22 protein-coding genes, 1 pseudogene and 1 riboswitch are annotated in these 25,375 nt (G+C 37.3%); of the genes and pseudogenes, 5 read left to right on the top strand and 18 right to left on the bottom strand.

The annotated features are described in order from the left end of the window. Positions 1 to 105: 105 nt before the first annotated feature. From pruA to pcrB, 6 genes are all read right to left on the bottom strand, one after another. Positions 106 to 1,653 carry an L-glutamate gamma-semialdehyde dehydrogenase gene (gene pruA, locus DT250_RS20845; RefSeq protein WP_087982225.1) on the bottom strand — a complete coding sequence of 516 codons (1,548 nt, stop codon included), beginning with the start codon at positions 1,651 to 1,653 and terminating at the stop codon, positions 106 to 108. Positions 1,654 to 1,806: 153 nt separating this feature from the next. After that, positions 1,807 to 2,577: a TSUP family transporter gene (locus DT250_RS20840; RefSeq protein ID WP_149213669.1), complete on the bottom strand. Its 771-nt coding sequence runs from the start codon at positions 2,575 to 2,577 to the stop codon at positions 1,807 to 1,809. Between the two features lie 96 nt (positions 2,578 to 2,673). Then, positions 2,674 to 3,867 (bottom strand): CamS family sex pheromone protein, encoded by a 1,194-nt coding sequence (locus tag DT250_RS20835; RefSeq protein WP_075312026.1) that lies wholly within the window; start codon positions 3,865 to 3,867, stop codon positions 2,674 to 2,676. Between the two features lie 16 nt (positions 3,868 to 3,883). Further along, the gene (ligA, locus tag DT250_RS20830; RefSeq protein ID WP_149213668.1) at positions 3,884 to 5,893 is read right to left on the bottom strand and encodes an NAD-dependent DNA ligase LigA; all 2,010 of its coding nucleotides are present in this window, start codon (positions 5,891 to 5,893) and stop codon (positions 3,884 to 3,886) included. Between the two features lie 15 nt (positions 5,894 to 5,908). Then, positions 5,909 to 8,158: a DNA helicase PcrA gene (gene pcrA, locus DT250_RS20825; RefSeq protein WP_149213667.1), complete on the bottom strand. Its 2,250-nt coding sequence runs from the start codon at positions 8,156 to 8,158 to the stop codon at positions 5,909 to 5,911. A 12-nt stretch (positions 8,159 to 8,170) separates the two neighbouring features. Next, complete coding sequence (gene pcrB / locus DT250_RS20820; RefSeq protein ID WP_000272092.1) at positions 8,171 to 8,860, bottom strand: heptaprenylglyceryl phosphate synthase; 690 nt, start codon at positions 8,858 to 8,860, stop codon at positions 8,171 to 8,173. Between the two features lie 338 nt (positions 8,861 to 9,198). Between pcrB and DT250_RS20815 the strand changes: the two genes are divergently transcribed. The 4 genes from DT250_RS20815 to DT250_RS20800 all read left to right on the top strand — a co-directional run bounded on the left by DT250_RS20815 (position 9,199) and on the right by DT250_RS20800 (position 11,413). Continuing rightward, positions 9,199 to 9,576, top strand: a complete 378-nt coding sequence (locus tag DT250_RS20815) for a YgaP family membrane protein (RefSeq protein WP_098068521.1) — start codon at positions 9,199 to 9,201, stop codon at positions 9,574 to 9,576. 220 nt (positions 9,577 to 9,796) lie between these two features. Further along, entirely contained in the window at positions 9,797 to 10,642 is an 846-nt protein-coding gene (locus DT250_RS20810; protein ID WP_000660682.1) for an SPFH domain-containing protein, read from the top strand. A 16-nt stretch (positions 10,643 to 10,658) separates the two neighbouring features. After that, positions 10,659 to 10,823: a type II toxin-antitoxin system antitoxin gene (locus tag DT250_RS20805; protein ID WP_001085171.1), complete on the top strand. Its 165-nt coding sequence runs from the start codon at positions 10,659 to 10,661 to the stop codon at positions 10,821 to 10,823. Positions 10,824 to 10,930: 107 nt separating this feature from the next. Further along, a complete protein-coding gene (locus DT250_RS20800; RefSeq protein WP_097889263.1) occupies positions 10,931 to 11,413 on the top strand; it encodes a DUF4362 domain-containing protein in 483 nt (160 codons plus the stop codon). 70 nt (positions 11,414 to 11,483) lie between these two features. On the opposite strand, the gene purD is transcribed toward DT250_RS20800, so the two are convergent. From purD to purE, 12 genes are all read right to left on the bottom strand, one after another. Further along, positions 11,484 to 12,755 carry a phosphoribosylamine--glycine ligase gene (purD, locus tag DT250_RS20795; RefSeq protein ID WP_149213666.1) on the bottom strand — a complete coding sequence of 424 codons (1,272 nt, stop codon included), beginning with the start codon at positions 12,753 to 12,755 and terminating at the stop codon, positions 11,484 to 11,486. A 302-nt stretch (positions 12,756 to 13,057) separates the two neighbouring features. Then, complete coding sequence (gene purH / locus DT250_RS20790) at positions 13,058 to 14,593, bottom strand: bifunctional phosphoribosylaminoimidazolecarboxamide formyltransferase/IMP cyclohydrolase (protein ID WP_000745429.1); 1,536 nt, start codon at positions 14,591 to 14,593, stop codon at positions 13,058 to 13,060. A gap of 24 nt (positions 14,594 to 14,617) precedes the next feature. After that, positions 14,618 to 15,205, bottom strand: a complete 588-nt coding sequence (purN, locus tag DT250_RS20785; protein ID WP_000088583.1) for a phosphoribosylglycinamide formyltransferase — start codon at positions 15,203 to 15,205, stop codon at positions 14,618 to 14,620. Further along, positions 15,202 to 16,242, bottom strand: coding sequence for a phosphoribosylformylglycinamidine cyclo-ligase (purM, locus tag DT250_RS20780; protein ID WP_088061523.1), 1,041 nt, complete (start codon positions 16,240 to 16,242; stop codon positions 15,202 to 15,204). Before purM ends, purN begins: the two co-directional genes overlap by 4 nt. A 101-nt stretch (positions 16,243 to 16,343) precedes the next feature. Continuing rightward, entirely contained in the window at positions 16,344 to 17,759 is a 1,416-nt protein-coding gene (purF, locus tag DT250_RS20775; protein WP_149213665.1) for an amidophosphoribosyltransferase, read from the bottom strand. Further along, positions 17,744 to 19,963: a phosphoribosylformylglycinamidine synthase II gene (purL, locus tag DT250_RS20770; RefSeq protein ID WP_149213664.1), complete on the bottom strand. Its 2,220-nt coding sequence runs from the start codon at positions 19,961 to 19,963 to the stop codon at positions 17,744 to 17,746. The genes purF and purL overlap by 16 nt, the downstream gene beginning before the upstream one ends. Next, complete coding sequence (gene purQ / locus DT250_RS20765) at positions 19,947 to 20,630, bottom strand: phosphoribosylformylglycinamidine synthase subunit PurQ (protein WP_000666772.1); 684 nt, start codon at positions 20,628 to 20,630, stop codon at positions 19,947 to 19,949. The genes purL and purQ overlap by 17 nt, the downstream gene beginning before the upstream one ends. Beyond that, entirely contained in the window at positions 20,627 to 20,881 is a 255-nt protein-coding gene (gene purS, locus DT250_RS20760; RefSeq protein WP_000278821.1) for a phosphoribosylformylglycinamidine synthase subunit PurS, read from the bottom strand. Before purS ends, purQ begins: the two co-directional genes overlap by 4 nt. Continuing rightward, positions 20,874 to 21,593: a phosphoribosylaminoimidazolesuccinocarboxamide synthase gene (gene purC, locus DT250_RS20755; protein ID WP_087982204.1), complete on the bottom strand. Its 720-nt coding sequence runs from the start codon at positions 21,591 to 21,593 to the stop codon at positions 20,874 to 20,876. Before purC ends, purS begins: the two co-directional genes overlap by 8 nt. Before the next feature lie 88 nt (positions 21,594 to 21,681). Beyond that, complete coding sequence (gene purB / locus DT250_RS20750; protein ID WP_000625688.1) at positions 21,682 to 22,989, bottom strand: adenylosuccinate lyase; 1,308 nt, start codon at positions 22,987 to 22,989, stop codon at positions 21,682 to 21,684. Beyond that, positions 22,986 to 24,137 (bottom strand): 5-(carboxyamino)imidazole ribonucleotide synthase, encoded by a 1,152-nt coding sequence (gene purK, locus DT250_RS20745; RefSeq protein WP_149213663.1) that lies wholly within the window; start codon positions 24,135 to 24,137, stop codon positions 22,986 to 22,988. The genes purB and purK overlap by 4 nt, the downstream gene beginning before the upstream one ends. After that, complete coding sequence (gene purE / locus DT250_RS20740) at positions 24,134 to 24,619, bottom strand: 5-(carboxyamino)imidazole ribonucleotide mutase (protein ID WP_000839368.1); 486 nt, start codon at positions 24,617 to 24,619, stop codon at positions 24,134 to 24,136. Before purE ends, purK begins: the two co-directional genes overlap by 4 nt. Positions 24,620 to 24,729: 110 nt before the next feature. Continuing rightward, a riboswitch (purine riboswitch) is annotated at positions 24,730 to 24,831 on the bottom strand. A gap of 250 nt (positions 24,832 to 25,081) precedes the next feature. Between purE and DT250_RS32340 the strand changes: the two are divergent. Beyond that, positions 25,082 to 25,347 (top strand): annotated as a pseudogene (locus tag DT250_RS32340) (hypothetical protein). The last annotated feature ends 28 nt before the right edge of the window (positions 25,348 to 25,375 follow it).

Here is a 25,375-nt window from a genome sequence, read left to right as displayed (position 1 = left end):
TTCTCTACTTATATCTATCTTAATCCATATATAGAAATTTTTTCAAAAAAAAAAAAAAAAAAAAAAGAGATCTTCGCAGACTGCGAAGATCTCTTCTACTATTTCTTATAAAGTTTCAGAAGTAGTTTTTGCTTGCATGTGAAGTGCTAAGTAGTCAGGGCCACCAGCTTTAGAGTCTGTACCAGACATGTTAAAGCCACCGAATGGTTGGTAACCTACGATTGCACCAGTACATCCACGGTTGAAGTATAAGTTACCCACATGGAATTCTTCACGTGCTTTTTCAATATGGTCACGGTTATTAGTAACAACAGCACCTGTTAAACCGTATTCTGTATTGTTTGCAATTGCAAGTGCATGATCAAAGTCTTTTGCTTTACAGAATGCTACTACTGGTCCGAAGATTTCTTCTTTCATTAAGCGAGCATCTTCTGCAACGTCAGCAACGATTGTTGGTTGGATGAACCAGCCTTTAGAATCGTCTCCTTCGCCACCTGTTAAGATTCTACCTTCTTCTTTACCAATTGCAACATAGCTCATCACTTTATCAAATGCAGCTTGGTCATTAACAGGACCCATGTTTGTACCTAAAACAGCTGGATTAGCAACTGTTAATTCTTTCGTTAATTCAACAGCACGATTTAATACGTAATCGTATACATCTTCATGGATTACTGCACGAGAACATGCAGAACATTTTTGTCCTGAGAATCCGAATGCTGATGCTACGATAGATTTAGCTGCTAATTCAAGATCTGCTTCTTTATCAACAACGATTGTATCTTTACCACCCATTTCAGCGATAACGCGTTTTAACCAAATTTGGCCTGGGTTTACTTTCGCTGCACGCTCATAAATACGGATACCTACATCACGAGATCCAGTGAAGCTCACGAAACGTGTACGAGGGTGATCTACTAAGTAGTCACCAACTTCAGAACCATTACCTGGAACGAAGTTTACTACGCCAGCTGGTAAGCCAGCTTCTTCTAACACTTCCATGAATTTCGCTGCTACTACAGGAGTTGTACTAGCTGGTTTTAGTAATACTGTGTTACCAGAAACTAAAGCAGCTGTTGTCATACCTGCCATAATTGCGAATGGGAAGTTCCAAGGAGAAATGATAACACCTACTCCTAATGGAATGTAAGAGAAACGATTATATTCAATTGGACGGCTTTCTACTGGAATTCCGTCTTTTAATTTTAACATTTGACGACCATAATATTCCATAAAGTCGATTGCTTCTGCTGTATCAGCATCTGCCTCATTCCATGGTTTACCTGCTTCTTTTACAAGAATAGCAGAGAATTCATGCTTTCTGCGACGAACGATTGCTGCAGCACGGAATAAAATGTCTGCACGCATTTCTGGCTTTGATTTTCTCCAAGTTTGGAATGTTTCATCCGCTACTTGCATTGCTTTTTCAGCTAACTCACGGCTTGCTTTTGAAACGCGACCAACAAGTTCCTCTTTATTTGCAGGGTTTACAGAAACAATTTTGTCTTCTGTAGTGATTTTTTCTCCCCCAATAATTAATGGATAGTCTTGTCCAAGATAAGATTCTACTTTCTTTAAACCTTCTTCAAACGCTAATTTGTTAGCCTCCACTGAAAAATCTGTAAATGGCTCATGTTTGTATGCTACTACCATTCTTTTTAGCCTCCCCTTAGAAAAACGTTTACATTTTACAACATTATTCTACACGATAATTTAGATTTATTCAAATATTCCTAGACTTATATTTTAAAAATTAATTAATTTTTAAAATATAATAAAAAAATAGAGTTATACATACGTATAACTCTACAAAATATGAGTATATTCCAAAATGTTTTTTCCAATCAATAAAATAGTTACTAACAAAAATAAAGTTCTTACATATCCAACACCTTTTTGGACTGCAAACTTCGATCCAAAATAAGCGCCAAAAATCATCGACAATCCCATAATAATACCGTATTCAAAATGAATTACGTCTAAAAATAAAAAAGTAATTAAAGATACGATATTACTAACAAAGTTCAAAAGTTTTCCAGATGCTGCCGCTTGAATAAAATCCAAACCAACTAATAAAAATGCAAAAATTAAAAAGGATCCTGTCCCTGGTCCAAAAAATCCATCGTAAAACCCTATCATTAAAATAACAAAGAAAAATATTAATGTTTTTCTTTTCGTCATCTTCTTATAGGTAGATACACTTCCCCAATCCTTTTTTGCAATAATATAAATGGCAATAAACACCAACATCACAAGCACTAACGGACGTAAAATATCCGGCGGAATAAACTTTACTACTAAAGCGCCTGCGACCGATCCTATAACAGTTAACGGGATTAACTTTCCTACAATTTTAAAATCGACCTTTCCTGATCGAATAAAATAAACTGCACTCGTAAACGTCCCCATCGTTGCAGCTAATTTATTCGTTGCAATTGCCGAAGCTGGTGGTAAACCAACAAACATAAGTGCTGGAAGCGAAATTAATCCTCCACCGCCAACAACTGAATCAATAAAAGCTGCTAAAAAGCCGAATGCAATTAATAAAATAATGACTTGAAAACTTAATTCGTCCATGTGCTTTACCCCTTACCCCCATTATTTATAACATTTTAAATTATAACAAAATTACCCAAGAAAAAAAGCCGTTCCATAAAGGAACGGCCCTTCTATTTAATCTAAAATTTTCACAAATGGTTCATCTTGCTTCGCTTCACGTATAATAATCGCTTCTGGACGTTCTACAGATTTAATCGTTACTTGTACTTTCATATAATTCGGGAAGTATTCCATAACAAGCCCAGCTACATATTGTGTAAAACCAATTATTTCTGCTTTCCCATTAAACTGGACAGGAATATCAAGCTTTATTTCTCTTAATTCATCATCTCTATACATACCAGTACCGATAACAGCTGTATAGTCGCCTTGGAAATAATCGCTTAGTTTTGCTTTAAAGTTCGATACTCTCGCAAGATCTTCACGTTTATTATCTGTTTTTGCTTGTTCAGATGGGAATAAATAATATTTCTCATTAATTTGTTTCCAATCCTCAACCGTTTCACTGCCTTTTTCAACATTCGCATAAGAAACAAAGTTACCTGGCACGAGTGAAGCCTTTGGAGCCTGACGATAAATTGCAAATGTTATCGGAATATTTTTTGTTTCAGGCTTTTTTTGATGCATAAATTTCAAGACTTCTTGCGCCATTTTTTTCCCTTCCGCTAACATTTTTTCTTGCTCAATTTTAGCCTCACGCGGATAACCATGCTCTTCCTCGTAATAATGAACCGAATTCATCGCTAAACCAACTACTATGCCTTTGCGCTCATCTGTTTCGCCTTTTTTCACATAATAATCATGCTCTAAAATATTTGAAATATATATTGGATTTTTTTTATTTTTTGCCTCTAATGATTCAGATCCTCCACCTAACGCTGGGTTTAACCCAATGTTTGGAAATTTAACTGCATCTTTTTTTAATTTGTCCTCTAGTTCCTTTTGTTCAGCATCTGTACGCTTTCTTTTAACAAGCATCTGCACATTTTGAGTATCTAGAACATCTCCACCTTTAAAGAAATGATCTTTCGTACTAAAGGATTCTTTTGCAATACGCATTAATCCTGTTTCAAATTCATCTATATCAAGACGATTACTTACTCCTTGTACAACTAAACCACGTGCTGCTCCTGCTTCAAATGGAATAGTCGCCTTATAATATTCATCCGAAATAGCGTACTTCGGAACGATTGCTTGTTCTTTTGCTTTCCCCGATTTCTCAACCACTTTTTCATCTTTATCGGCACCTGCACTACACCCACTTACGAGTAGGCCAAGGCTTAATACCGCTAATGCTATTTTTTTCATGGTAAGTTTGCACCTCTTACTTATTTAGCTCTTGTAAGAACCTCTCTTCATTCCAAACCTCAACATTATGCTTCTCTGCTTGTGCTAATTTCGAACCTGCTGCTTCACCTGCAACAACTAAATCCGTACTTTTACTAACACTTCCTGTGACTTTTCCACCTAATGCCTCAATCTTCTTCTTCGCTTCACTACGTCCCATAACTTCTAATTTACCTGTTAAAACGACAGTTTTTCCTGTGAAGTACGACTCAACATTTTGTAAATCAGCAATTTTTATACCTTTGTATGCCATATTCACGCCATACTCTTTAAATTGTTGTAATAACTCTAATACGTCTTCATTATCAAAATACGTCACGACGGATTGAGCCATTTTTTCACCAATCTCATTAATTGCTTTTAGTTCTTCTTCCGTTGCTTTCACAAGTGCATCCATCGTTTCGAAATGCTCTGCAAATGTACGTGCTGCTTTTGCTCCGACATGGCGAATACCAAGGCCAAATAATAATCGCTCTAATGAGTTGTCTTTAGAATTCTCAATTGCTTGCACTAAATTCGTTGCTGATTTTTCACCGAATCGTTCTAGCTGCAATAATTGCTCTTTCGTCAACGAATATAAATCAGCAAATGTACGAATATAATCCGCATCAAAGAGTTGTGTAATGACACGTTCTCCAAGTCCATCAATATTCATTGCATTTCTTGAAACGAAATGAATTAATCCTTCTCGAATTTGAGCTGGACAAGTTGGATTTATACAACGAAGTGCTACTTCTTCTTCTAAACGAACTAGTTCACTCTCACATGCTGGGCAATGCGTTGGCATATGATATTCTTCTTCCTCACCAGTACGCTTATCAAAAATAACGTTCACAACTTCAGGAATAATATCTCCGGCCTTCTTCACAACAACATAGTCACCAATTCGAATGTCTTTTTCACGAATTAAATCTTCGTTATGTAAAGAGGCACGACGAACGATAGTACCAGCCACTCGCACTGCCTCTAGCTCTGCAGTCGGTGTTACAACCCCTGTGCGACCAACACTTAATTCAATGCCTGTTAATCTTGTTACAACTTCTTCAGCCGGGAATTTATAAGCAATCGCCCATCTTGGACTCTTTGCTGTAGTTCCTAAACTTTCTTGAAGAGCAACATCATCCACTTTTATAACGATTCCATCGATCTCATAATCAAGATGCGGGCGTTTTTCTTGCCATTCTTCTACATAAGCTATAACTTCTTCGATTGTTTCACATGTACGACGATTTGGATTTGTTTTGAATCCAAGTTCACCTAAGAAATCAAGCGATTCACTATGTGATGGAATTGTTTTTTCTTCTACATTCGCAAGACCGTACACAAACATAGATAAGTTACGCTTCGCTGCAATTTTTGGATCAAGTTGGCGTATTGAACCTGCTGCCGCATTACGCGGATTCGCAAATACATCTTCACCATTTTGTTCTTTTTCTTCATTTAACTTAACGAATGAACGCTTCGGCATATAAGTTTCGCCTCGTGCTTCTAATGTTACTTCTTCATTTAAACGGAGCGGGATCGCTTTAATCGTTTTTAAATTTTGAGTAATATCTTCACCTGTTACACCATCACCACGTGTTGCCCCTTGAATGAAGCGTCCTTTTTCATAATGAAGTGAAACAGCAAGTCCGTCAATTTTTAATTCGCATATATATCTTACATTCGCATCATCAATTCCTTGGCGTACTCGTCGGTCGAAATCACGTAAATCTCCTTCGTTAAATGCATTTCCTAAACTTAACATCGGTGACTTATGTGTTACTTTTTCAAATATATCTAGAACAGTTCCCCCAACGCGAATGGAGGGAGAGTCTTCACTCATAAACTCTGGATTCTCTGCTTCTAATTTTATAAGCTCCTGCATATTACGGTCATACTCCGCATCAGAAACAGAAGGATTGTCTAATACGTGATACTGATAATTAAATGTATTTAACAAATCACGCAGTTCTTCTATACGTTGTTTTGCTATCTCTTTTGACATATCCTCATTCCTTTCCTATTGTTTCGTCACAGGTGCAAATTTTGCTAACAAACGTTTAACACCAATTGGGCTTGGGAACGCAATATCTAATTCTTTTGCATCACCTTCACCTTTTACACTGACAACTGTACCGACTCCCCATTTTTGGTGGGAAGCTTTATCGCCTACTGCCCAGCCAATTTGCTCGCCGCCTGTTGTCTTAGCTGCAGGACGCGCGAAAGCTGAACGAGAGCGTGTTGTGGTTGTAGTTGTCATTCTACTTGTACTTGTCGTTCTGCCTTTTGCACCAAACGAAGTTTCACGCTTTGGCGCTGTTTCATTTAACGATTCTACTAGCTCTGCCGGGATTTCTGTAATAAATCGAGAAGCAGCGTTCATACTTGTTCTACCAAATAAAGTACGCATTTGTGCATTGGATAAATATAACTCTTCTTCCGCACGAGTAATACCTACATAAGCAAGGCGACGCTCTTCTTGCATTTCATCTTCTTCCATTAGAGAACGAGTATGTGGGAATATTCCTTCCTCTAACCCAACAATAAAGACAACTGGGAACTCTAACCCTTTCGCTGAGTGCATCGTCATTAAAATAACTTCCTCACCCGCAGTTGGATCTTCATCGACACGATCAATATCAGCAACAAGCGCTAAGTCTGTTAAGAATGCAATAAGGCTCTTATCTTCGCTTTGAGATTCAAATGTTTGCGTAACAGATAAAAACTCATCTAAGTTCTCTAAACGACCTTCTGCTTCTAAAGTACGCTCGTTTTTCAACATATCGCGATAGCCTGTTTTTTCAATAACTTCTTCTACCAATTCTGTAACAGATAAATACTCTTGCATATTTACCCAGTTGTGTAATAGACCTGCGAATTCTTTTACTGCCTTTGTTATTTTTGCACTTACACCAACATGCTCAATCTCATCGAATACAGCAGTTAATGAAATTCCATTTTGTACACCGTAATTAATAATTTTATCGATAGAAGTCGCACCAATTCCGCGCTTTGGCATGTTAATAATACGTGCGAAACTAATCTCATCATCTGGATTCCCAATTAAACGTAAATACGCCAAAATATCTTTAATCTCTTTACGATCGTAGAACTTCGTACCGCCGACAATTTTGTAAGGAATATTAGATTTCAGGAAAATCTCCTCGACCATACGAGACTGGGCATTTGTACGATATAATACTGCAAAGTCCGTATATTTTCGTTTTCCCATTTGAATATCGTCACGAATTTTTTTCGCAACAAAATATGCTTCGTCTTTTTCCGTCGCAGCACGGTAATATGAGATTTTGCTTCCAACTTGATTGTCTGTCCATAATTTTTTCGGTTTACGGTTTGAATTTTTTTCAATAACAGCATTCGCTGCATTTAAAATATTTTGTGACGAACGATAGTTTTGTTCTAACAGAATAACTTGCGCATTCTCATAGTCTTTTTCGAATGACAAAATGTTAGAAATGTCAGCCCCACGCCAGCGGTAAATAGACTGATCTGAGTCACCTACAACACATAAATTTTTAAAACGTGCTGCTAAATGTTTTACAAGAAGGTACTGCGCTTTGTTCGTATCTTGATACTCATCCACGTGAATATATTGGAACTTACGCTGATAAAACTCTAGTACTTCTGGAACACGTTCAAATAGCTGAATCGTTGTCATAATTAAATCATCAAAGTCTAATGAGTTATTTTTCAGAAGACGTTTTTGATATTCTGTATATACATCACTCGTTAGTTTTTCATATGGATCAGCGATTGTAATTTTTTTCGCATATTTATCTGCAGATAACAATTCATTTTTCGCATTACTAATACCAGCTAAAATAGAGCGTGGCTCAAATTTCTTCGGATCAATATTGCGCTCTTTCATAATTTTTTTGACTACAGTTAACTGATCGCCTGAATCTAAGATTGTAAAGTTACGATTAATACCAATACGATCGATATCACGTCGTAAAATACGTACACACATAGAGTGGAACGTAGAGATCCAAATATCTTCTGCTTCTGGTCCGACAAGTGTATCAATACGCTCGCGCATTTCTCGAGCCGCTTTATTTGTAAAGGTAATAGCTAGTACATTCCATGGCGCTACACCTTTTTCACCAAGTAAATACGCAATACGATGTGTTAACACACGTGTTTTACCACTACCTGCACCTGCCATTAATAGAAGTGGTCCGTTCGTTGTTTGTACTGCTTTTTGTTGCTGCGGATTTAAACCATTTAATAACTTATCTGTCTTACTCATATACGCCTGCACCTACTCTCCTTTTACTGCTTTAACTGTTTTTAACGCGGATTTTATATCATCATAAATAATATTCCCAACCACTACTGTATCAGCGTATTGTGCCATTTCCTTCGCTTGTTCAGCATTAGAAATACCGCCGCCATAATATAACTTCGCTTGTTTTAATTCTGCTTTTACATTTTTAACAAGTTCAACGTCTCCATACGTACCGCTATATTCTAAATAAAATATCGGTAAACGTAATAGCTTGTCTGCTAAACGCGCGTATGCAATTACATCATCTTCTGTTACATCACATTTCGCATCTGTAAGCTGAGCTACTTTCGCTTCCGGATTTAAAACACAATACCCTTCCATGAAAATTTCGTCCCAGTCCATAATATCCCCAAATTCTTTCAAAGCCTCATGATGAACACCTGTTACCCATTCTACCTTTCGGCTATTTAAAACGCTTGGGATATAATAAAAATCAAATCCTGGTGTAATTGCTTCCACATCAGAAACCTCTAACACACAAGGAACTGCATATCTACGAATGCTAACTAGCATGTGTAATACATTATCAATTGTAACTCCATCACTTCCGCCTACAATAACAGCATCTGTTCCAGACTCACAAATCATTTCTAAATGTTCGTCACTTAACTCCTTATTTGGATCAAGCTTAAATACATGTTTCCACCCGGAAATATCGTACATGAAAACACCCTTTCTTTTCTCTAGTTATATATATTTCTGTTCAAAATAACAGTTTATTTTCATCAGGATTTTTTTAACTTCATCTTAAATATTTGTTTAAAACGGAGAATTAAGTTTGGAATTCCCTCTTCCATAGTTTTTCAAACGAGAGGATTTAACTTTGAACTTCCTTTTGTGCATTCTTTCATTATAACAAAAAAAGCTACTTACACACACGCACATTCCAACATCTTTTTCAACGTCAAATGTTGGATTACATATCCCAAAAATCACAAGGGATACTAATAAGAGAAATAGTATTATCTATTTCAACTTTCATAAAAAGGAGTGTTTTTCTAATGAAGCAAAACATCGGTACAATAAATGCCCTAATTCGAATTACGCTCGGACTTATCCTCTTCGGCTGTAGTAGTGCTAAACTTGTACGCAAGCCGTGGTGCACTTGGTCTAACGTCTTGCTATGGATTGGTGCAATGAAAATCGCAGAGGGAATTGTTCGTTTCTGCCCCGTTGTTGAAATGTGGAAATTCGGAAAATACATGAATATGGGGGCATTTAAAATGCCTAGCATGAATTTTACCGAAAAGGGACATACTAAAGAAGAAGTGAATCAAACTTCCAATCACGACAAACCACAGTCAAATGGAAGTTTTGACGCTTCTGACAAAGAGATTGAGTCAGCGATTGAAGATATAATCCTGGCAAAACCGCTTTGAATCATTTGTCACGATGCAAGATGCTCTTAAAGGGACTTAGCTGCTGCAGTGGGCGGTTAAGTCTTCTTTTATTTTACCATAAAACAGAACGTACATTCTCGTTTCGGACCTCAAAATATACATAAGAAATACCTAATCAATAATTTCAGAAAATTAGGTGTAAAGCCCTTGCATAAAATGATATAAAAGTGATATCATTTTTATATCAGGAGGCGATCATATGAAAGAAAAACAAGTTTTTTATGTAAATGGTTTTCTCGGTATTATTGGGATTTTAATTTTAGCCGCTATCGGTGTATTTTTCCTTGTACAAGAAATTTTCATAGGAGCGGCATTAACTATTATTTTAGCCGCCGTTCTTGCTACAGGTATTGGTATTGTTCAACCAAACCAAGCAAAAGTTATTACGTTTTTCGGTAATTATTTAGGAACAATTCGTCAAAACGGTTTATTTTTAACAATTCCATTCGCATTCCGTCAAACTGTATCGTTACGTGTTGAAAACTTTAATAGTAAGAAGTTAAAAGTAAACGATATTGAGGGAAATCCAATTGAAATTGCAGCCGTTATCGTATATAAAGTAGTTGATTCTGCAAAAGCAATGTTCGGTGTTGAACATTACGATCGATTTGTAGAAATTCAAAGTGAAACAGCAATCCGCCACGTCGCAACAAAATATCCTTATGACAATTTCCAAGATGAAACTTGCATCACGTTACGCGGAAATACTGAAGAAATCTCTGAAGAATTAAAGCGTGAGTTAGAAGCGCGCCTTGAAATCGCTGGCGTAGAAGTATTAGAAACTCGTTTAACACATTTAGCTTACGCAACAGAAATTGCCCATGCAATGCTACAACGTCAACAAGCAAAAGCAGTATTAGCTGCTAGAAAAGAGATTGTTGAAGGTGCTGTGAAGATGGCGAAAGATTCAATCCATATGTTAGATGAGGAAGGCGTACTTGAATTAGATGACGAGCGTAAAGCAAATATGGTGAACAACTTATTAGTTGCCATCGTTTCAGATAAAGGTGCGCAACCAGTTATTAATACAGGAAGCCTATACTAAAGGGTTGTAAATCATTATGGCTAAAAAGAAAAGCTTTCCATTACGTATTGATCCTGAATTACACGCAGTCATCGAAAAATGGGCGAATGATGAGTTTCGTAGCGTCAATGCACACATCGAGTATTTACTTCGAGAAATGGCAAAGCAAAAAGGAAAATTGAAAAAAGATAAAGATGCATAAAAAATCCCGCTGAGAAATCAGCGGGATTTTTTAATACAATGATGATGTTTTCTTTGTAATTATATTGTAAAATACAAATATAACATTATTAATAGAGGTGGTTCGCTTTGCCTATAAAACATTACTATAAAAAAACGAGTTTATTATTTATTGCACTACTCTCATTCAATCTTGTCGCTTGCTCAAATAAACGACCAACAATTGATACATCCAATAAAGAATATAGTTTTGAAACCGCCGAAAAATATGGTGATGTCATTCAAAAGAATGACACAGTTTACAATATCGAAAAATTAGATATCTTCATTAAAAAATATAATTCAAATAAGAGTCACTCCATTCGCATCACTCGATTTAACGAAAAAGATGAGCCTCTCATCATAGATTTAACAGTAAAAAAAGGAAGAGAGACAACATCTTTGTATTATGATGTTGATTACTCAAAAACAAGCGACCGAAATACAGAAAACAAAAAAATTAAATATTCCAATAGTAGTTGCCGAAAAATTTCAAAGAAAGTTTCATCAACAGCAATAACTTATCAATTACAATGCCCTGACATTATTGATCTTATAAAAGTTCCTAAATAAAATAATAAGAAAAGCGGAGAATGAACTACCTCATTCTCCGCTTTTCTTACCGCTAAAACATTTAATATTACTAGCTTCTCGTCATCTCATGACCAATTGCACGATATCCTATATCACTTCGGTAAAATAGACCATCACTCTCAATTTTACCGATTTCTTTATACACCTTATCTTTCGCCGCTTGTAAACTGTCCGCCTTACAAGCAACAAATAGTACACGGCCACCATTTGCTACAAAGTCACCATGCTTCATCGCTGTACCTGAATGGAAAACAATTACATCGTTCAGTGCATCTAATCCTTTAATAATGTCACCTTTTTTATATGCTTCCGGATACCCTTTCGAAGCAAGTACAACACCAATTACCGCTTCCTCTGACCACTGTAACGTTAATTCACTTTCATTTAATACAGCGTTACATACATCAACTAAATCATTTTCTAAGCGAGGTAATACTACTTCCGTTTCAGGATCACCAAAGCGTGCATTAAATTCAATTACCTTTGGGCCATCATTTGTTAAAATAAGTCCCGCATATAAAATCCCTGTAAACGATCGATTTTCTGCAATCATCGCTTTAGCAGTTGGATGTAATACTGTTTTTATCGCCTCTTGAACTGCTGATTCCGAAATTTGTGGTACTGGAGAATACGCACCCATTCCGCCTGTATTTGGACCTTTATCACCATCAAAAGCTCGTTTATGATCTTGCGCAATTACCATCGGATGCACAGTTGTTCCATTTACAAATGCCATTAATGAAAATTCTTGTCCATCTAAAAACTCTTCAATAACGACCTTCTTGCTCGCTTCGCCGAACTTCACATCTTGTAGCATCTCTTTCACAGCTTGTAATGCTTCTTCAAGCGTCATTGCTACCGTTACACCTTTACCAGCAGCTAGGCCGTCAGCTTTAATAACGATTGGCGCACCAACTTTTTGAATATACTGTACTGCTTCTTCATAGTTTGTAAAAGTTTCATATGCCGCAGTTGGAATATCATATTTTTTCATCAATTCTTTCGTAAAAGCCTTACTACCTTCAATAACAGCAGCCGCCTTATTTGGGCCAAACACACGAAGTCCCTCTTCGTTAAATCGATCAACAATTCCATTCATAAGCGGAATTTCTGGTCCAACGAAAGTTAATTCAACCTTATTCTCTTTAGCAAATAAAACTAATGCATCAAAATCATTTTCATCAATATCAACTGGTGTTGCAACATCGCGCATACCTTCATTACCAGGTGCTACATATACCTTTTCCACCTTTTCAGATTGCGCAAACTTCCAAGCTAAAGCATGCTCACGCCCACCGCGGCCAATTACTAAAACATTCATATTTCATCCCCCAATACTTAAATAAGTACAAACTAGAAGCTCTGCTCCTAGTTTGTTTTCATATCAATCAAAGTTTAAAAGGGAGGATCAAGAGCAACGACGACATGCGACAGTTATCTTGACCGGACCTTTTAAATATCCATATCAATAAAAGTTTAAAAGAGAGGATCAAGAGAACCGAGCAGGTCGAGGCGCATTTGACAGGAGGACACGGAATGTAGCTTTCCTACATGAGTACCGCACTGGCAATGCAACGACGACATGCGACAGTTATCTTGACCGGACTTTTTAAATATCCTCTATTAGTGTTTGAAATGACGTACGCCAGTGAACACCATCGTAATCCCATACTTATCCGCAACTTTGATAGAATCTTCGTCACGGATTGATCCGCCTGGTTGAATGATTGCTGTAATCCCTGCTTTTGCTGCTTCTTCTACTGTATCTGGCATTGGGAAGAAAGCATCAGATGCAAGTGCGCTACCTTGTGCCTTTTCGCCAGCTTGTGTAATTGCGATTTTTGCAGAACCTACACGGTTCATCTGTCCCGCGCCTACACCAACTGTCATGTTATCATTCGCTAAAACAATTGCGTTTGATTTCACATGTTTTACAACTTTCCAAGCTAGTTTTAAATCTTTCCACTCTTGCTCTGATGGTTCACGTTTTGTCGGAATTGAAATTGTACTTTCATCTAATGATAACGTATCTTCCTCTTGAACGAGAAGACCACCTTGTACAGAAGTTAGTTTTTTGCTTGCACTTGTCGCTTTTTCAATATTTACAGTTAGTAGACGTAAGTTTTTCTTACTTTGCAATACTTCTAAAGCTTCTTTTGAGAAAGAAGGTGCAATAATGATTTCTAAGAAAATTTCGTGTAACTTTTCTGCTGTAGCTTTATCAATTTCACGATTTGCTGCAATAATTCCACCAAAAATTGATACTGGATCTGCTTCATAAGCGCGTGTGTATGCTTCATGAATATCAGTACCCACTCCAACACCACATGGATTCATATGTTTTACTGCTACTACTGCTGGCTCTGTAAATTCTTTTACAATACTAAGTGCTGCATCTGCATCATTAATATTGTTGTAAGATAATTCTTTACCGTGTAATTGTTCTGCGTATGCAACAGAAGAAGTTACAGCGAATGGTGCTTTATAGAAGGTTGCTTTTTGATGTGGATTTTCTCCATAGCGTAAATCTTGTTTTTTCTCAAATGTCACTGTTAATGTTTCTGGGCTTTCTTCACCCATTTGCTCTGTTAAGTAGTTAGAGATTAACGCATCATATGCCGCTGTATGACGGAATACTTTCGCTGCTAATTTACGTTTTGTTTCTTCTTTTACTTCACCGTTCTCTTTCAGTTCTGCTAATACAACATCGTAATCTACTGGATCTACAATTACCGATACAAATTTATGATTTTTCGCAGCAGAGCGAATCATTGTTGGACCACCGATATCAATATTTTCAATTGCATCAGCAAATGTTACATCAGGCTTAGCGATTGTTTCTTTAAATGGGTATAAGTTAACAACAACAAAATCAATTGGCTGCATACCTAACTCATTCATTTGCGCTACATGCGTTTCATTATCACGAACCGCTAATAGACCACCATGAATATTTGGGTGTAATGTTTTTACACGTCCATCCATAATTTCCGGGAAACCAGTTACTTCAGAAATACCGATTACTTGTAAGCCGTTTTCTTCTAGTAATTTTTTCGTACCACCTGTTGAAATAACTTCAATCCCTTGTTCTAGTAAACCTTTAACAAATTCTACTACTCCTGTTTTATCTGAAACACTTACTAATGCACGCTTTTTCATTTATCCTTCACCCCTGGTTGTATGTTAGTTAACAGTTGTTTCTTTCGCAGACTGAACAATTTGATTCACTGTATTTACGTATAATTTATGTTCAACTTGTTGAATTTTCTTTTGTAAGCTTTCTCTCGTATCCCCTTCAGAAACAACTACTGCTTCTTGCGCAATAATTGGACCTGTATCCATACCTGCATCTACATAATGAATTGTTACTCCAGTTACTTTCACACCTGCTTCTAACGCTTGACCGACAGCATCTTTACCAGGAAAACTCGGTAATAGTGACGGATGAATATTAATAATCTTCCCACCGTACGCTCCTAATAAAGTCGGCCCAATTAAACGCATATATCCAGCTAAAATAACATAATCAATCTCATACTCTTCTAGCTTCTTTAATATTTCTTTTTCAAATGCTTCTTTTGACTCATATGCTTTCGCTGAAAAGGCGAAACACGGAATATGATGATAATGTGCCCGTCCAACAGCACGTGCTTCTGGTTTATCACATACTAATAAACTAATTTCTGCATCCAATCTTTTTTCTTCTACCGCATTAACGAGAGATTGAAAGTTAGAGCCGCTTCCAGAAGCAAAAACTGCTAATCTACTCATAGTGCCGTGCCCCCATTGAAGGTAACGCCAGTTCCTTGTACAGTACGTCCAATAATACGAGCTGTTTCTCCTTGCTCTTCAAGAAGACGAACGATATCTTTTGCCTCTTCTTCCTTCACCGCTACTACCATACCAATACCCATGTTAAAAATATTGAACATTTCTTTCTCTTCTAGTTTTCCCACTTCTTGAAGTAAACTGAAGATCGGTTGAATTTTCCAAGATCCTAATTCAATTTCTGCACCGATTCCTTCTGGTAACATACGTGGAATATTTTCAATGAATCCGCCACCTGTAATATGCGCCATACCGTATACTTCATATTTCTTCAATAGTTCTAAAATAGGTTTGACATAAATTTTCGTTGGTTTTAATAATTCTTCACCAAGAGGTAGTTCTAAGCGTCCGTAAATGCGATCTAAAGATAGTTCTCCATCTTCTAGTAATACTTTTCGTACTAAAGAATAACCATTACTATGAATACCGCTAGATGCTAAGCCAATTAATACTTGACCACCTTCAATTTTTTCACCTGTTACAATTTTCTTTTTATCAACAATTCCAACTGTAAAACCAGCTAAATCGTATTCTTCCATAGAATACATTCCTGGCATTTCAGCTGTTTCTCCACCAATTAATGCACAACCAGCTTGGCGACAGCCCTCTGATATACCTTTGACGATGTTTTCAATTTTACTAGGTTCAGCTTTACCACAAGCAATATAATCAAGGAAGAAAAGCGGCTCTGCTCCTTGGACAACAATATCATTTACACACATTGCTACTGCATCAATACCAATTGTGTCATGTTTATCTGCCATAAAAGCGAGCATCAATTTTGTTCCCACGCCATCTGTTCCAGATACTAATACAGGTTCTTCTAATGCAAATTTTGATAAATCAAACATACCTCCAAAACCGCCTAGACCGCCTAGTACTTCTTTTCTCATTGTTGTTTGTACGTGTTTTTTCATGCGAGATACCGCTTCATATCCAGCTTCAATATCTACTCCTGCTTGCTTATATGCATTCGCCATCGTTATCTACACCTCGTCTTTTAATTTCTCCCTATTCAGGGCGGGCCATTTTAAGAAAGAAGCTAGCTTCTACATCAAAAGAAGTAGAAGCTTTTTTCTTCTTATTTCATACTTTCTAAAAGCTCTTGCTCATAATCATAAAGAGCTGTTGGATAATCTCCATTGAAGTACGCCATACATAGACCGCCGTATTTCCCTTCATATGGACGTCCAATTGCATCTACTAATCCATCTTCACTTAAAAACGTTAAAGAATCTGCTCCGATGATTTGACGGATTTCTTCTATTGAATAATTTGCTGCGATTAATTCTTTTCTCGTTTGAATATCAATGCCATAGAAACATGGATACTTAAGAGGTGGTGAAGCAATTCTTACATGGACTTCTGTCGCTCCAGCCTCGCGAAGCATACGAACAATTCGTTTACTCGTCGTTCCTCTTACGATAGAATCGTCAATCATCACAACTCGTTTTCCTTCAACTACGCCTCTTACTGCTGAAAGCTTCATCTTAACCCCTTGCTCACGCAGTTCTTGAGAAGGTTGAATAAACGTACGTCCAACGTAACGATTTTTAATTAATCCTAACTCATATGGAATTCCTGTCGCCTCCGCATAACCAATTGCCGCTGAAATACTAGAGTCTGGTACACCAGTAACAACATCAGCTTCAATAGGAGCTTCTGCCGCCAAACGTTTTCCCATGTTTTTACGTGCTGCATGGACGTTAATACCTGCAATATTAGAATCCGGACGTGCAAAGTAAATGTACTCCATACTACAAATTGCATGATCTACTTCATTTGTAAAACGATCTACATGAATTCCTTCATCATTGATGATAAGTAATTCACCTGGTTCTACATCACGAATGTATGTTGCACCTACTACATCGAAAGCACATGTTTCTGATGCTACAACGTAAGCATCTCCCATCTTTCCAATTGAAAGAGGACGGAATCCATTCGGGTCTAGCGCAACGATCATTTCATTTCCAGTTAGTAAAAGATATGCAAACGCACCTTTCACTTTATTTAGAGCCTCTTTTACACTTTCAATTAAAGAATCTTTCGTACTACGTTTAATGAGATGTAAAAGTACCTCTGTATCTGAACTTGTTTGGAAAATACTTCCCTCTGCCTCTAATTCACGACGAAGCATCTTTGCGTTAATTAAATTTCCGTTATGAGCTAATGCCATACTATGATCAGAAAAACGGAATAATAATGGTTGAACGTTAGCAACTTCACTTCCGCCAGCTGTCGCATATCGTACGTGTCCAATTGCTGATTTTCCGTTTAAGCCTTCTAGCTCACCTCTTGAAAATACTTCCGATATTAAACCTAACCCCTTGTGACCGACGATTTTCTCACCATTATTTACGACGATGCCTGCGCCTTCTTGTCCACGGTGCTGTAAACTATGCAATCCGTAGTACGAAACTTGTGCTGCATTTTCATGCCCCCAAATTCCGAAAACGCCACATTCTTCATTTAACCCCTTTATTTCAGCAAGCATGGGATTGCCCCTTTCCAAGCCTTTCTCATTTCATCTACATTTGCTGTAAGTAATACTTCATTTTCTTCATTATGAATTGTTACTTCATTTGTATTTGTCACTTCTCCAACTTGAATTGCTTCTACCGCCGTCTCAAACGCTTCTTTATTTTCACGTTTTACAGTTATAATGAAGCGAGATTGTGATTCAGCAAATAATGCCGCTGTTGCTTCTCCGTCTAATTTCACAGTAGCACCTAAACCATTTGCACCAATTGCACTCTCAGTAATTGCAACTGCTAAACCACCTTCTGCAACATCATGAGCAGATTGAACAAGGCCAGCTTGAATTGCTGCTAATACTTGTTTTTGACGTTTTAATTCTACGTCTAGATCGATGCTTGGTGATTGACCGAAAATTTTGCCGTGAATCATTTTCTGTAATTCACTTCCACCAAACTCAGCTTTCGTCTCTCCGATGATATAAACTAAATCGCCAGCTTGCTTAAACTCTTGTGTTGTTACATGTTTTAAATCGTGTACAAGTCCAACCATCCCAACTGTCGGTGTTGGGTATACAGCTTCACCACTACGTTCGTTATACATTGATACGTTTCCGCCGATAACTGGCGTTTGTAATGTGCGACAAGCTTCACTCATACCATCTACTGATTTCTCAATTTGCCAGAAAATTTCTGGTTTTTCTGGATTACCGAAGTTTAAGCAATCTGTAATTGCAAGTGGCTCTCCCCCAGAACATACGATATTACGTGCTGCCTCTGCTACTGCAATTTTACCGCCCACTTCTGGATCTAAATAAATGTAGCGAGAGTTACAATCTGTCGTCATTGCTAATCCTTTTTCTGTACCGCGTACACGTACAACTGCTGCATCTGAACCTGGTGTAACAACTGTGCTTGTGCGAACTTGATAATCATATTGATCATAAACCCACTCTTTACTTGCAATCGTCGGTTGTTGTAATAGAGCGAATAACGTTTCTTTATAATTTTCTACTTTTGGTGTTTCCATTTTCATTGCCTGGAATTCAGCAAAGTATGCTGCTTCTTTTGATGGCTTATGATAAATTGGTGCTTCTTCTGCAAGAGCATCTGCTGGTACTTCAGCTACCTTTTCACCTTTATGGAATAAGCGAAGCATTTTGTCTTCCGTTACTTTCCCCATCGTAACGGCTGCAAGACCATACTTCTCAAATAAATCTACTATTTCTTGCTCTCTACCCTTTTTCACAACGATTAGCATACGTTCTTGTGATTCAGATAGCATCATTTCATATGGTGTCATTCCTGTTTCACGTTGTGGTACATCATCTAAGTACATTTCAATACCCATACCTGCTTTACTTGCCATTTCTGCAGAAGATGATGTTAAACCAGCTGCACCCATATCTTGAATTCCAACAAGTGCATCCGACTGAATAAGTTCTAAGCAAGCTTCAATAAGAAGTTTTTCCATAAATGGATCTCCTACTTGAACTGCTGGACGCTTCGCTTCTGAGCTTTCAGATAACTCTTCAGATGCGAATGTTGCACCGTGAATACCGTCACGACCAGTTGATGCTCCTACGTACATTACTGTGTTTCCAGCACCGTGCGCTTGCCCCTTTTTAATATCTTCATGATTAATTAAGCCTACGCACATTGCATTTACAAGTGGATTTCCTTCATAACATGGATCAAATTGTACTTCGCCGCCAACAGTCGGAATGCCGATACAGTTACCGTATCCTGCAATCCCTGCTACTACTTCTTCGAATAAATATTTCACACGTGGTGACTGTAATTCACCGAAGCGAAGTGAGTTTAATAGAGCTACCGGGCGTGCTCCCATAGAGAATACGTCACGGATAATACCACCAACGCCTGTTGCTGCTCCTTGATATGGTTCAATAGCAGAAGGATGGTTATGACTTTCCATTTTAAATACAACCGCTTGATTATCACCGATATCTACAATTCCAGCACCTTCCCCAGGTCCTTGCAGAACACGCTCACCTGTTGTTGGGAATTTTCGAAGTACTGGTTTTGAATTTTTATAACTGCAATGTTCAGACCACATAACAGAGAATAATCCTGTTTCTGTATAATTTGGCAGACGGCCTAAAATCTTTTCAACCATGGCAAACTCTTCGTCTGTTAGCCCCATTTCCGCATATATGCGCTCTTCTTTAATTTGTGTTGGATTTGGTTCAAGCATTAACGACATATGTTTCCCTCCACTGTTTTAAGATAGATTGAAAGACTTTTAACCCTTCAGCACCGCCAAGTAATTCATCTACAGCACGCTCTGGGTGTGGCATCATACCAAGTACATTTCCTTTTTCATTTACAATACCAGCAATATCTGAAACGCTTCCATTCGGATTTTCTACGTAACGGAATGCGATTTGATTATTCTCTTCTAATTGTTTAAGAGTCTCTTCATCACAATAGTAATTCCCCTCACCATGCGCGATTGGAATATTGATTACTTCATCTTTTTCATATTGTGATGTAAACATCGTTTCATTATTTTCAACACGCAGCTGAACTGTTCGGCACATAAATTTTAAGTTTTCGTTTCTCATTAACGCTCCTGGTAGTAATCCTGATTCAACAAGAATCTGGAATCCATTACATACACCTAAAATCGGCTTTCCTTGCTCAGCAGCTTTTTGCACTGCTTTCATTGCATTCGCGAAGCGAGAAATAGCACCACAACGTAAATAGTCACCGTAAGAGAATCCACCAGGTAGTAAAATTGCATCATATTCATCTAAATTCTCTCTATCGTGCCAAACGTAATCTACTTCTTCACCAAGCTCATCTTTAATTGCATGGAACATATCGACATCACAGTTCGAACCTGGGAATACTATGACTGCAAATTTCACTGTGCGACAACCTCCTCAACTTCATAACGGAAGTCTTCCATTACAACGTTTGTTAATAGTTTTTCACACATTTCTTTTACCTTTGCGTCAAGGTCAGATACTGATTTATCAATTGTTAATTCCATATATTTTCCGATTCGAACGTCTTGTACTTCTGTGAACGAAAGACTATGAAGTGCCCCTTTTACTGCTGTTCCTTGTGGATCTAATACGCTTTCTCTTAACGTTACATATACCTTAACTTTATACATGTGAAATTCCCCCTAAACGTTTTAAAATCTCTTCATAAGCTTCTGTTAAATTTCCAAGGTCACGACGGAATACGTCTTTATCAAATTTTTCATTGCTCGTTTCATCCCATAAACGGCAAGTATCTGGTGAAATTTCATCTGCTAAAATGATTTTTCCTTCATCTGTTACACCAAACTCTAATTTGAAATCTACTAGTCTTACACGACAGCTTGCGAAATGATCAATCAACACTTGATTGATTTGTAGAGCCATATCTCGTAATACGCTTACTTGCTCTGGTGATGCAACGTTTAATACACGAATATGATCTTCCGTTACAAGCGGATCTCCTAAATCATCATCTTTGAAGTAAAATTCTACGATCGGTTCTGCAAGTACAGTTCCCTCTTCCATTCCTAATCGTTTTGAAAGACTTCCTGCAATTACATTTCTTGTGACAACTTCTAGAGGAATAATACTCACTTTTTTAACAAGTTGCTCTGTTTCAGATAACTTCTCTACAAAATGTGTTTTTATTCCTACTTCTTGTAACTTTCTGAACAATAAAGTTGTAATCTCATTGTTCAAACGACCTTTTCCTGTAATCGTCTCTTTTTTCTCCCCATTGAAAGCAGTCGCACTATCTTTGTACTCTACCCAAACCATATCTGCTGATTCTGTACGATAAATTCTTTTTGCCTTACCTTCATACAGCAATTCTAGCTTTTGCATTTCGCAAGCCCCCTGTAGTTTGAAAAATGTGAATAATGTTTTTATAAAGAATGGCACAGAATGACTCTATTCTGTGCCATATGAAATTTTACGCTTCGTTTAACCCAAGGCGTTCAAAGATTGTATCAACGTGTTGCATATGATGCTCATAGTTGAAGCATTCATTAATTTCTTCTTGTGATAACTTGCTCGTAATACGCTCATCAGCTTCTACAAGCTCTTTAAATTGTACTTGTGTTTCCCAAGCTTCCATCGCTTTAGGCTGTACGATATCATAAGCTTCTTCACGTACCATACCTTTGTCGATTAATGTAAGCATTACACGCTGAGAATAAATTAAGCCGTATGTTCTTGTCATATTGCGTTTCATATTCTCTGGGTATACAGTTAAGTTTTTAACGATATTACCGAAACGATTTAACATGTAATTTAATGCGATTGTAGCATCTGGTAAAATTACGCGTTCTGCCGAAGAGTGAGAAATATCACGCTCATGCCATAATGGAACATTCTCATACGCTGTCATCATATAACCGCGGATAACACGAGCTAAACCAGTCATATTTTCTGATCCGATTGGATTACGTTTATGTGGCATTGCAGAAGAGCCTTTTTGGCCTTTTGCAAAAGCCTCTTCAACTTCACGTGTTTCACTCTTTTGTAAACCACGAATCTCAACTGCCATCTTTTCGATAGATGTTGCGATTAGTGCAAGTGTTGACATGTAATGAGCATGGCGATCACGTTGCAATGTTTGTGTTGAAATTGGTGCTGCTTCTAATCCTAAGTTTTCACAAACATACTTTTCTACGAATGGATTGATATTTGCGTATGTACCAACCGCACCAGATAATTTACCAACGCGAACTGTATCAGCAGCTTGTTTGAAACGCTCTACGTTACGTTTCATTTCTTCATACCAAAGACCAAGTTTTAAACCAAATGTTGTTGGTTCTGCATGAACACCGTGTGTTCTTCCCATCATGATCGTGTATTTATGCTCTTTCGCTTTGTTAGCTAAAATGCTTACAAAGTTTTCTAAGTCTTTTAATATGATTTCATTCGCTTGTTTTAAGATGTAAGATAGCGCTGTATCTACTACGTCTGTAGATGTTAAACCGTAATGAACCCATTTACGTTCCTCACCTAATGTTGGTGTTTCTGATACAGCACGAGTGAATGCAACTACGTCATGACGTGTCTCTTTTTCAATTTCATAAATACGATCAATATCAAATGATGCATGCTCACGGATTTTTTTAACATCTTCTTTTGGAATATCCCCAAGCTCAGCCCATGCTTCACAAGCTAAAATCTCAACTTCTAACCATGCTTTAAATTTGTTCTCTTCCGTCCAAATTGCACCCATTTCTGGGCGTGTATAACGACTAATCATCTTTTTCCCTCCAACAGTTGTTCTTGATGGTCCCAAATATGCAAACTCTTCGCTTTTTCTAGAGCGACTTCAATATTATCATTTAAAATATTAACATGCCCCATTTTTCGCTGCGCTTTTGCTTCTTCTTTTCCATACAAGTGTAAATAGCACCCGGTTAATCTATTCACTTGTCTTAGGACCCCTTCTATATGTTCGCCTAAAATGTTTACCATGACAACTGGTTTTAACAAATTTGTTTCTCCAAGAGGTAAATTACAGATTGCTCGAATATGTTGACCGAATTGACTCGTTTCACATGCATCCTGTGTATAGTGTCCTGAATTGTGAGGTCTTGGTGCTAATTCATTAATATAAATCTCACCATCAGCTGTAGCAAACATCTCTACCGCTAGTGTTCCCACAAGTTCTAGTTCATCCGCGAGCACTTTTGCATAAGCAATTGCTTTTTGAGAAAGTTCTTCTGTAATGCGAGCTGGAACGATAGATTCATGCAAAATGTTATTTACATGAATATTTTCCGCTACCGGAAATACTTTCGTTTCACCACTTACACTACGAATCACAATAACTGATACTTCTTTTTCAAAAGGCACCCATTTCTCTAAAATACACTCTGCTGCATTCGCAAGCTCTCGCGCTTTATCAACGTCAGCCTCACTTCTTAAAACAACTTGACCTTTCCCATCATATCCGCCTGTCGTCGTTTTCAAGACGGAAGGATATGATAACTCAGTGATTGCTTCAGTAAGCTGATCTTGATTTTGAACTATTCTATACGTTGCTACTGGTAGCCCAGCTTTCTCAATCGCATTCTTTTCTGTAAAACGATTTTGTGTTTTACTTAACAACTGACTGCCTTGCGGTAAGTAAGCATGTTTTTCAAGCCATTTTAAACATCTATAATCAATATTCTCAAATTCATATGTGACAACATCACTGATCTCCGCTAAATGCTGAATTGCTTTTAAATCGTCATATGTTGCAACAATTTCAATATCAGCAACTTGTGCACATGGTGAATTTTTTGTAGGATCTAAAACAGCAATTTTATATCCCATCTCCTTAGCTGCCAATGCCATCATTCTTCCTAGCTGGCCGCCTCCAATAATGCCGATTGTTTTTCCAGGTAAAATGATTCTCGTCATACTAGCTCACTACCTTCGCGCACATCTTTTTTAATTGCTTCTCTTCTCAATTCTAATGCATCATGTATATCATCATGGAATGATCCAAGTATTTGTGCAGCAAGTAAACCAGCATTTGTTGAACCAGCCTTACCAATTGCAACAGTTGCAACTGGAACCCCTCCTGGCATTTGGACGATGGATAATAATGAATCTAAGCCGTTTAACGCTTTTGATTGAACTGGAACTCCGATTACAGGAAGATTCGTCTTCGCTGCAACCATCCCTGGTAAATGCGCTGCTCCACCAGCTCCAGCAATAATAACTTTCAACCCACGTTCACGAGCCGTCTCTGCATATTCAAACATATAATCCGGAGTCCGATGAGCAGATACAACTTTTTTCTCATACGGTATATTTAATTCATCTAAAATGTCACAAGCATATTTCATTGTTTCCCAGTCTGACGTGCTTCCCATTATGACTCCAACTAGTGATTTCATATTAGAATCCCCCCGATTCAAATAAAAAAAGCCTGAAATAGAACAGTTTCTCTTTTACTATGAGAGAAAGTGCTCTACTCAGGCATACGTATCCCTTGTGAATAGAAAAATACCGAGTGACTTTCCCTCATAGTCTAACGAATAACGGTCGTTAGGTAGAGACTTGCAGGCCATATCCCCGCGATTATATGAGGTCTTATATATTATTCTTTCTATGGCTATATTAACAATATTTCATAAACAATGTCAATAAATAATCGAATGTTTTTTTATTACTCACCAATAACGTTCGTGTTTTAGTTATATTCAAAAGAATAATTGTAACTATATGCAAGAAGGATAAGAAATTAGAATTTATATTTCTAGAGATCTATTGTACACATAACGGTTTGTATACTTATTACGTATGCTTTAATATAAAGCATATCATTTATATTCATTTTATTTATAAGGAAGACAATAATGAAAAAACGAACTACACTTTTTTCGTATTTATTCCTTTTTATCGCAGTCTTTGCTGTAATGATTGAATACTTATTTATATCATCCCACTTTTTTAAATATATACTTGTGGTAGAAATACGTTTCCTATCCTAACGATTATTTTAGGAACACTCGGAAAACCTAGAAAACAAAAAATCATTGCTAGTACTTTAAACAGCCTCTATTCCATTCTTTTCTCTTCTTTAGCGTCATTCAATTTATGGATTATGATATTTGGCAAATAAAAATAAACACAAAAAAACCTAAGTCGAA

Source organism: Bacillus sp. AR2-1 (assembly GCF_008368755.1).
Classification (GTDB): Bacteria; Bacillota; Bacilli; order Bacillales; family Bacillaceae_G; genus Bacillus_A; species Bacillus_A wiedmannii.
This window is presented reverse-complemented; position numbering and strand designations above follow the sequence as displayed.

Coding starts and splice junctions, on each gene's coding strand:
- pruA (WP_087982225.1), bottom strand. CDS start 1,653: ATGGTAGTAGCATACAAACATGAGCCATTTACAGATTTTTCAGTGGAG.
- DT250_RS20840 (WP_149213669.1), bottom strand. CDS start 2,577: ATGGACGAATTAAGTTTTCAAGTCATTATTTTATTAATTGCATTCGGC.
- DT250_RS20835 (WP_075312026.1), bottom strand. CDS start 3,867: ATGAAAAAAATAGCATTAGCGGTATTAAGCCTTGGCCTACTCGTAAGT.
- ligA (WP_149213668.1), bottom strand. CDS start 5,893: ATGTCAAAAGAGATAGCAAAACAACGTATAGAAGAACTGCGTGATTTG.
- pcrA (WP_149213667.1), bottom strand. CDS start 8,158: ATGAGTAAGACAGATAAGTTATTAAATGGTTTAAATCCGCAGCAACAA.
- pcrB (WP_000272092.1), bottom strand. CDS start 8,860: ATGTACGATATTTCCGGGTGGAAACATGTATTTAAGCTTGATCCAAAT.
- DT250_RS20815 (WP_098068521.1), top strand. CDS start 9,199: ATGAAGCAAAACATCGGTACAATAAATGCCCTAATTCGAATTACGCTC.
- DT250_RS20810 (WP_000660682.1), top strand. CDS start 9,797: ATGAAAGAAAAACAAGTTTTTTATGTAAATGGTTTTCTCGGTATTATT.
- DT250_RS20805 (WP_001085171.1), top strand. CDS start 10,659: ATGGCTAAAAAGAAAAGCTTTCCATTACGTATTGATCCTGAATTACAC.
- purD (WP_149213666.1), bottom strand. CDS start 12,755: ATGAATGTTTTAGTAATTGGCCGCGGTGGGCGTGAGCATGCTTTAGCT.
- purH (WP_000745429.1), bottom strand. CDS start 14,593: ATGAAAAAGCGTGCATTAGTAAGTGTTTCAGATAAAACAGGAGTAGTA.
- purN (WP_000088583.1), bottom strand. CDS start 15,205: ATGAGTAGATTAGCAGTTTTTGCTTCTGGAAGCGGCTCTAACTTTCAA.
- purM (WP_088061523.1), bottom strand. CDS start 16,242: ATGGCGAATGCATATAAGCAAGCAGGAGTAGATATTGAAGCTGGATAT.
- purF (WP_149213665.1), bottom strand. CDS start 17,759: ATGCTTGCTGAAATAAAGGGGTTAAATGAAGAATGTGGCGTTTTCGGA.
- purL (WP_149213664.1), bottom strand. CDS start 19,963: ATGTCGTTAATGCTTGAACCAAATCCAACACAAATTAAAGAAGAGCGC.
- purS (WP_000278821.1), bottom strand. CDS start 20,881: ATGTATAAAGTTAAGGTATATGTAACGTTAAGAGAAAGCGTATTAGAT.
- purC (WP_087982204.1), bottom strand. CDS start 21,593: ATGCAAAAGCTAGAATTGCTGTATGAAGGTAAGGCAAAAAGAATTTAT.
- purB (WP_000625688.1), bottom strand. CDS start 22,989: ATGATTAGTCGTTATACACGCCCAGAAATGGGTGCAATTTGGACGGAA.
- purK (WP_149213663.1), bottom strand. CDS start 24,137: ATGACGAGAATCATTTTACCTGGAAAAACAATCGGCATTATTGGAGGC.
- purE (WP_000839368.1), bottom strand. CDS start 24,619: ATGAAATCACTAGTTGGAGTCATAATGGGAAGCACGTCAGACTGGGAA.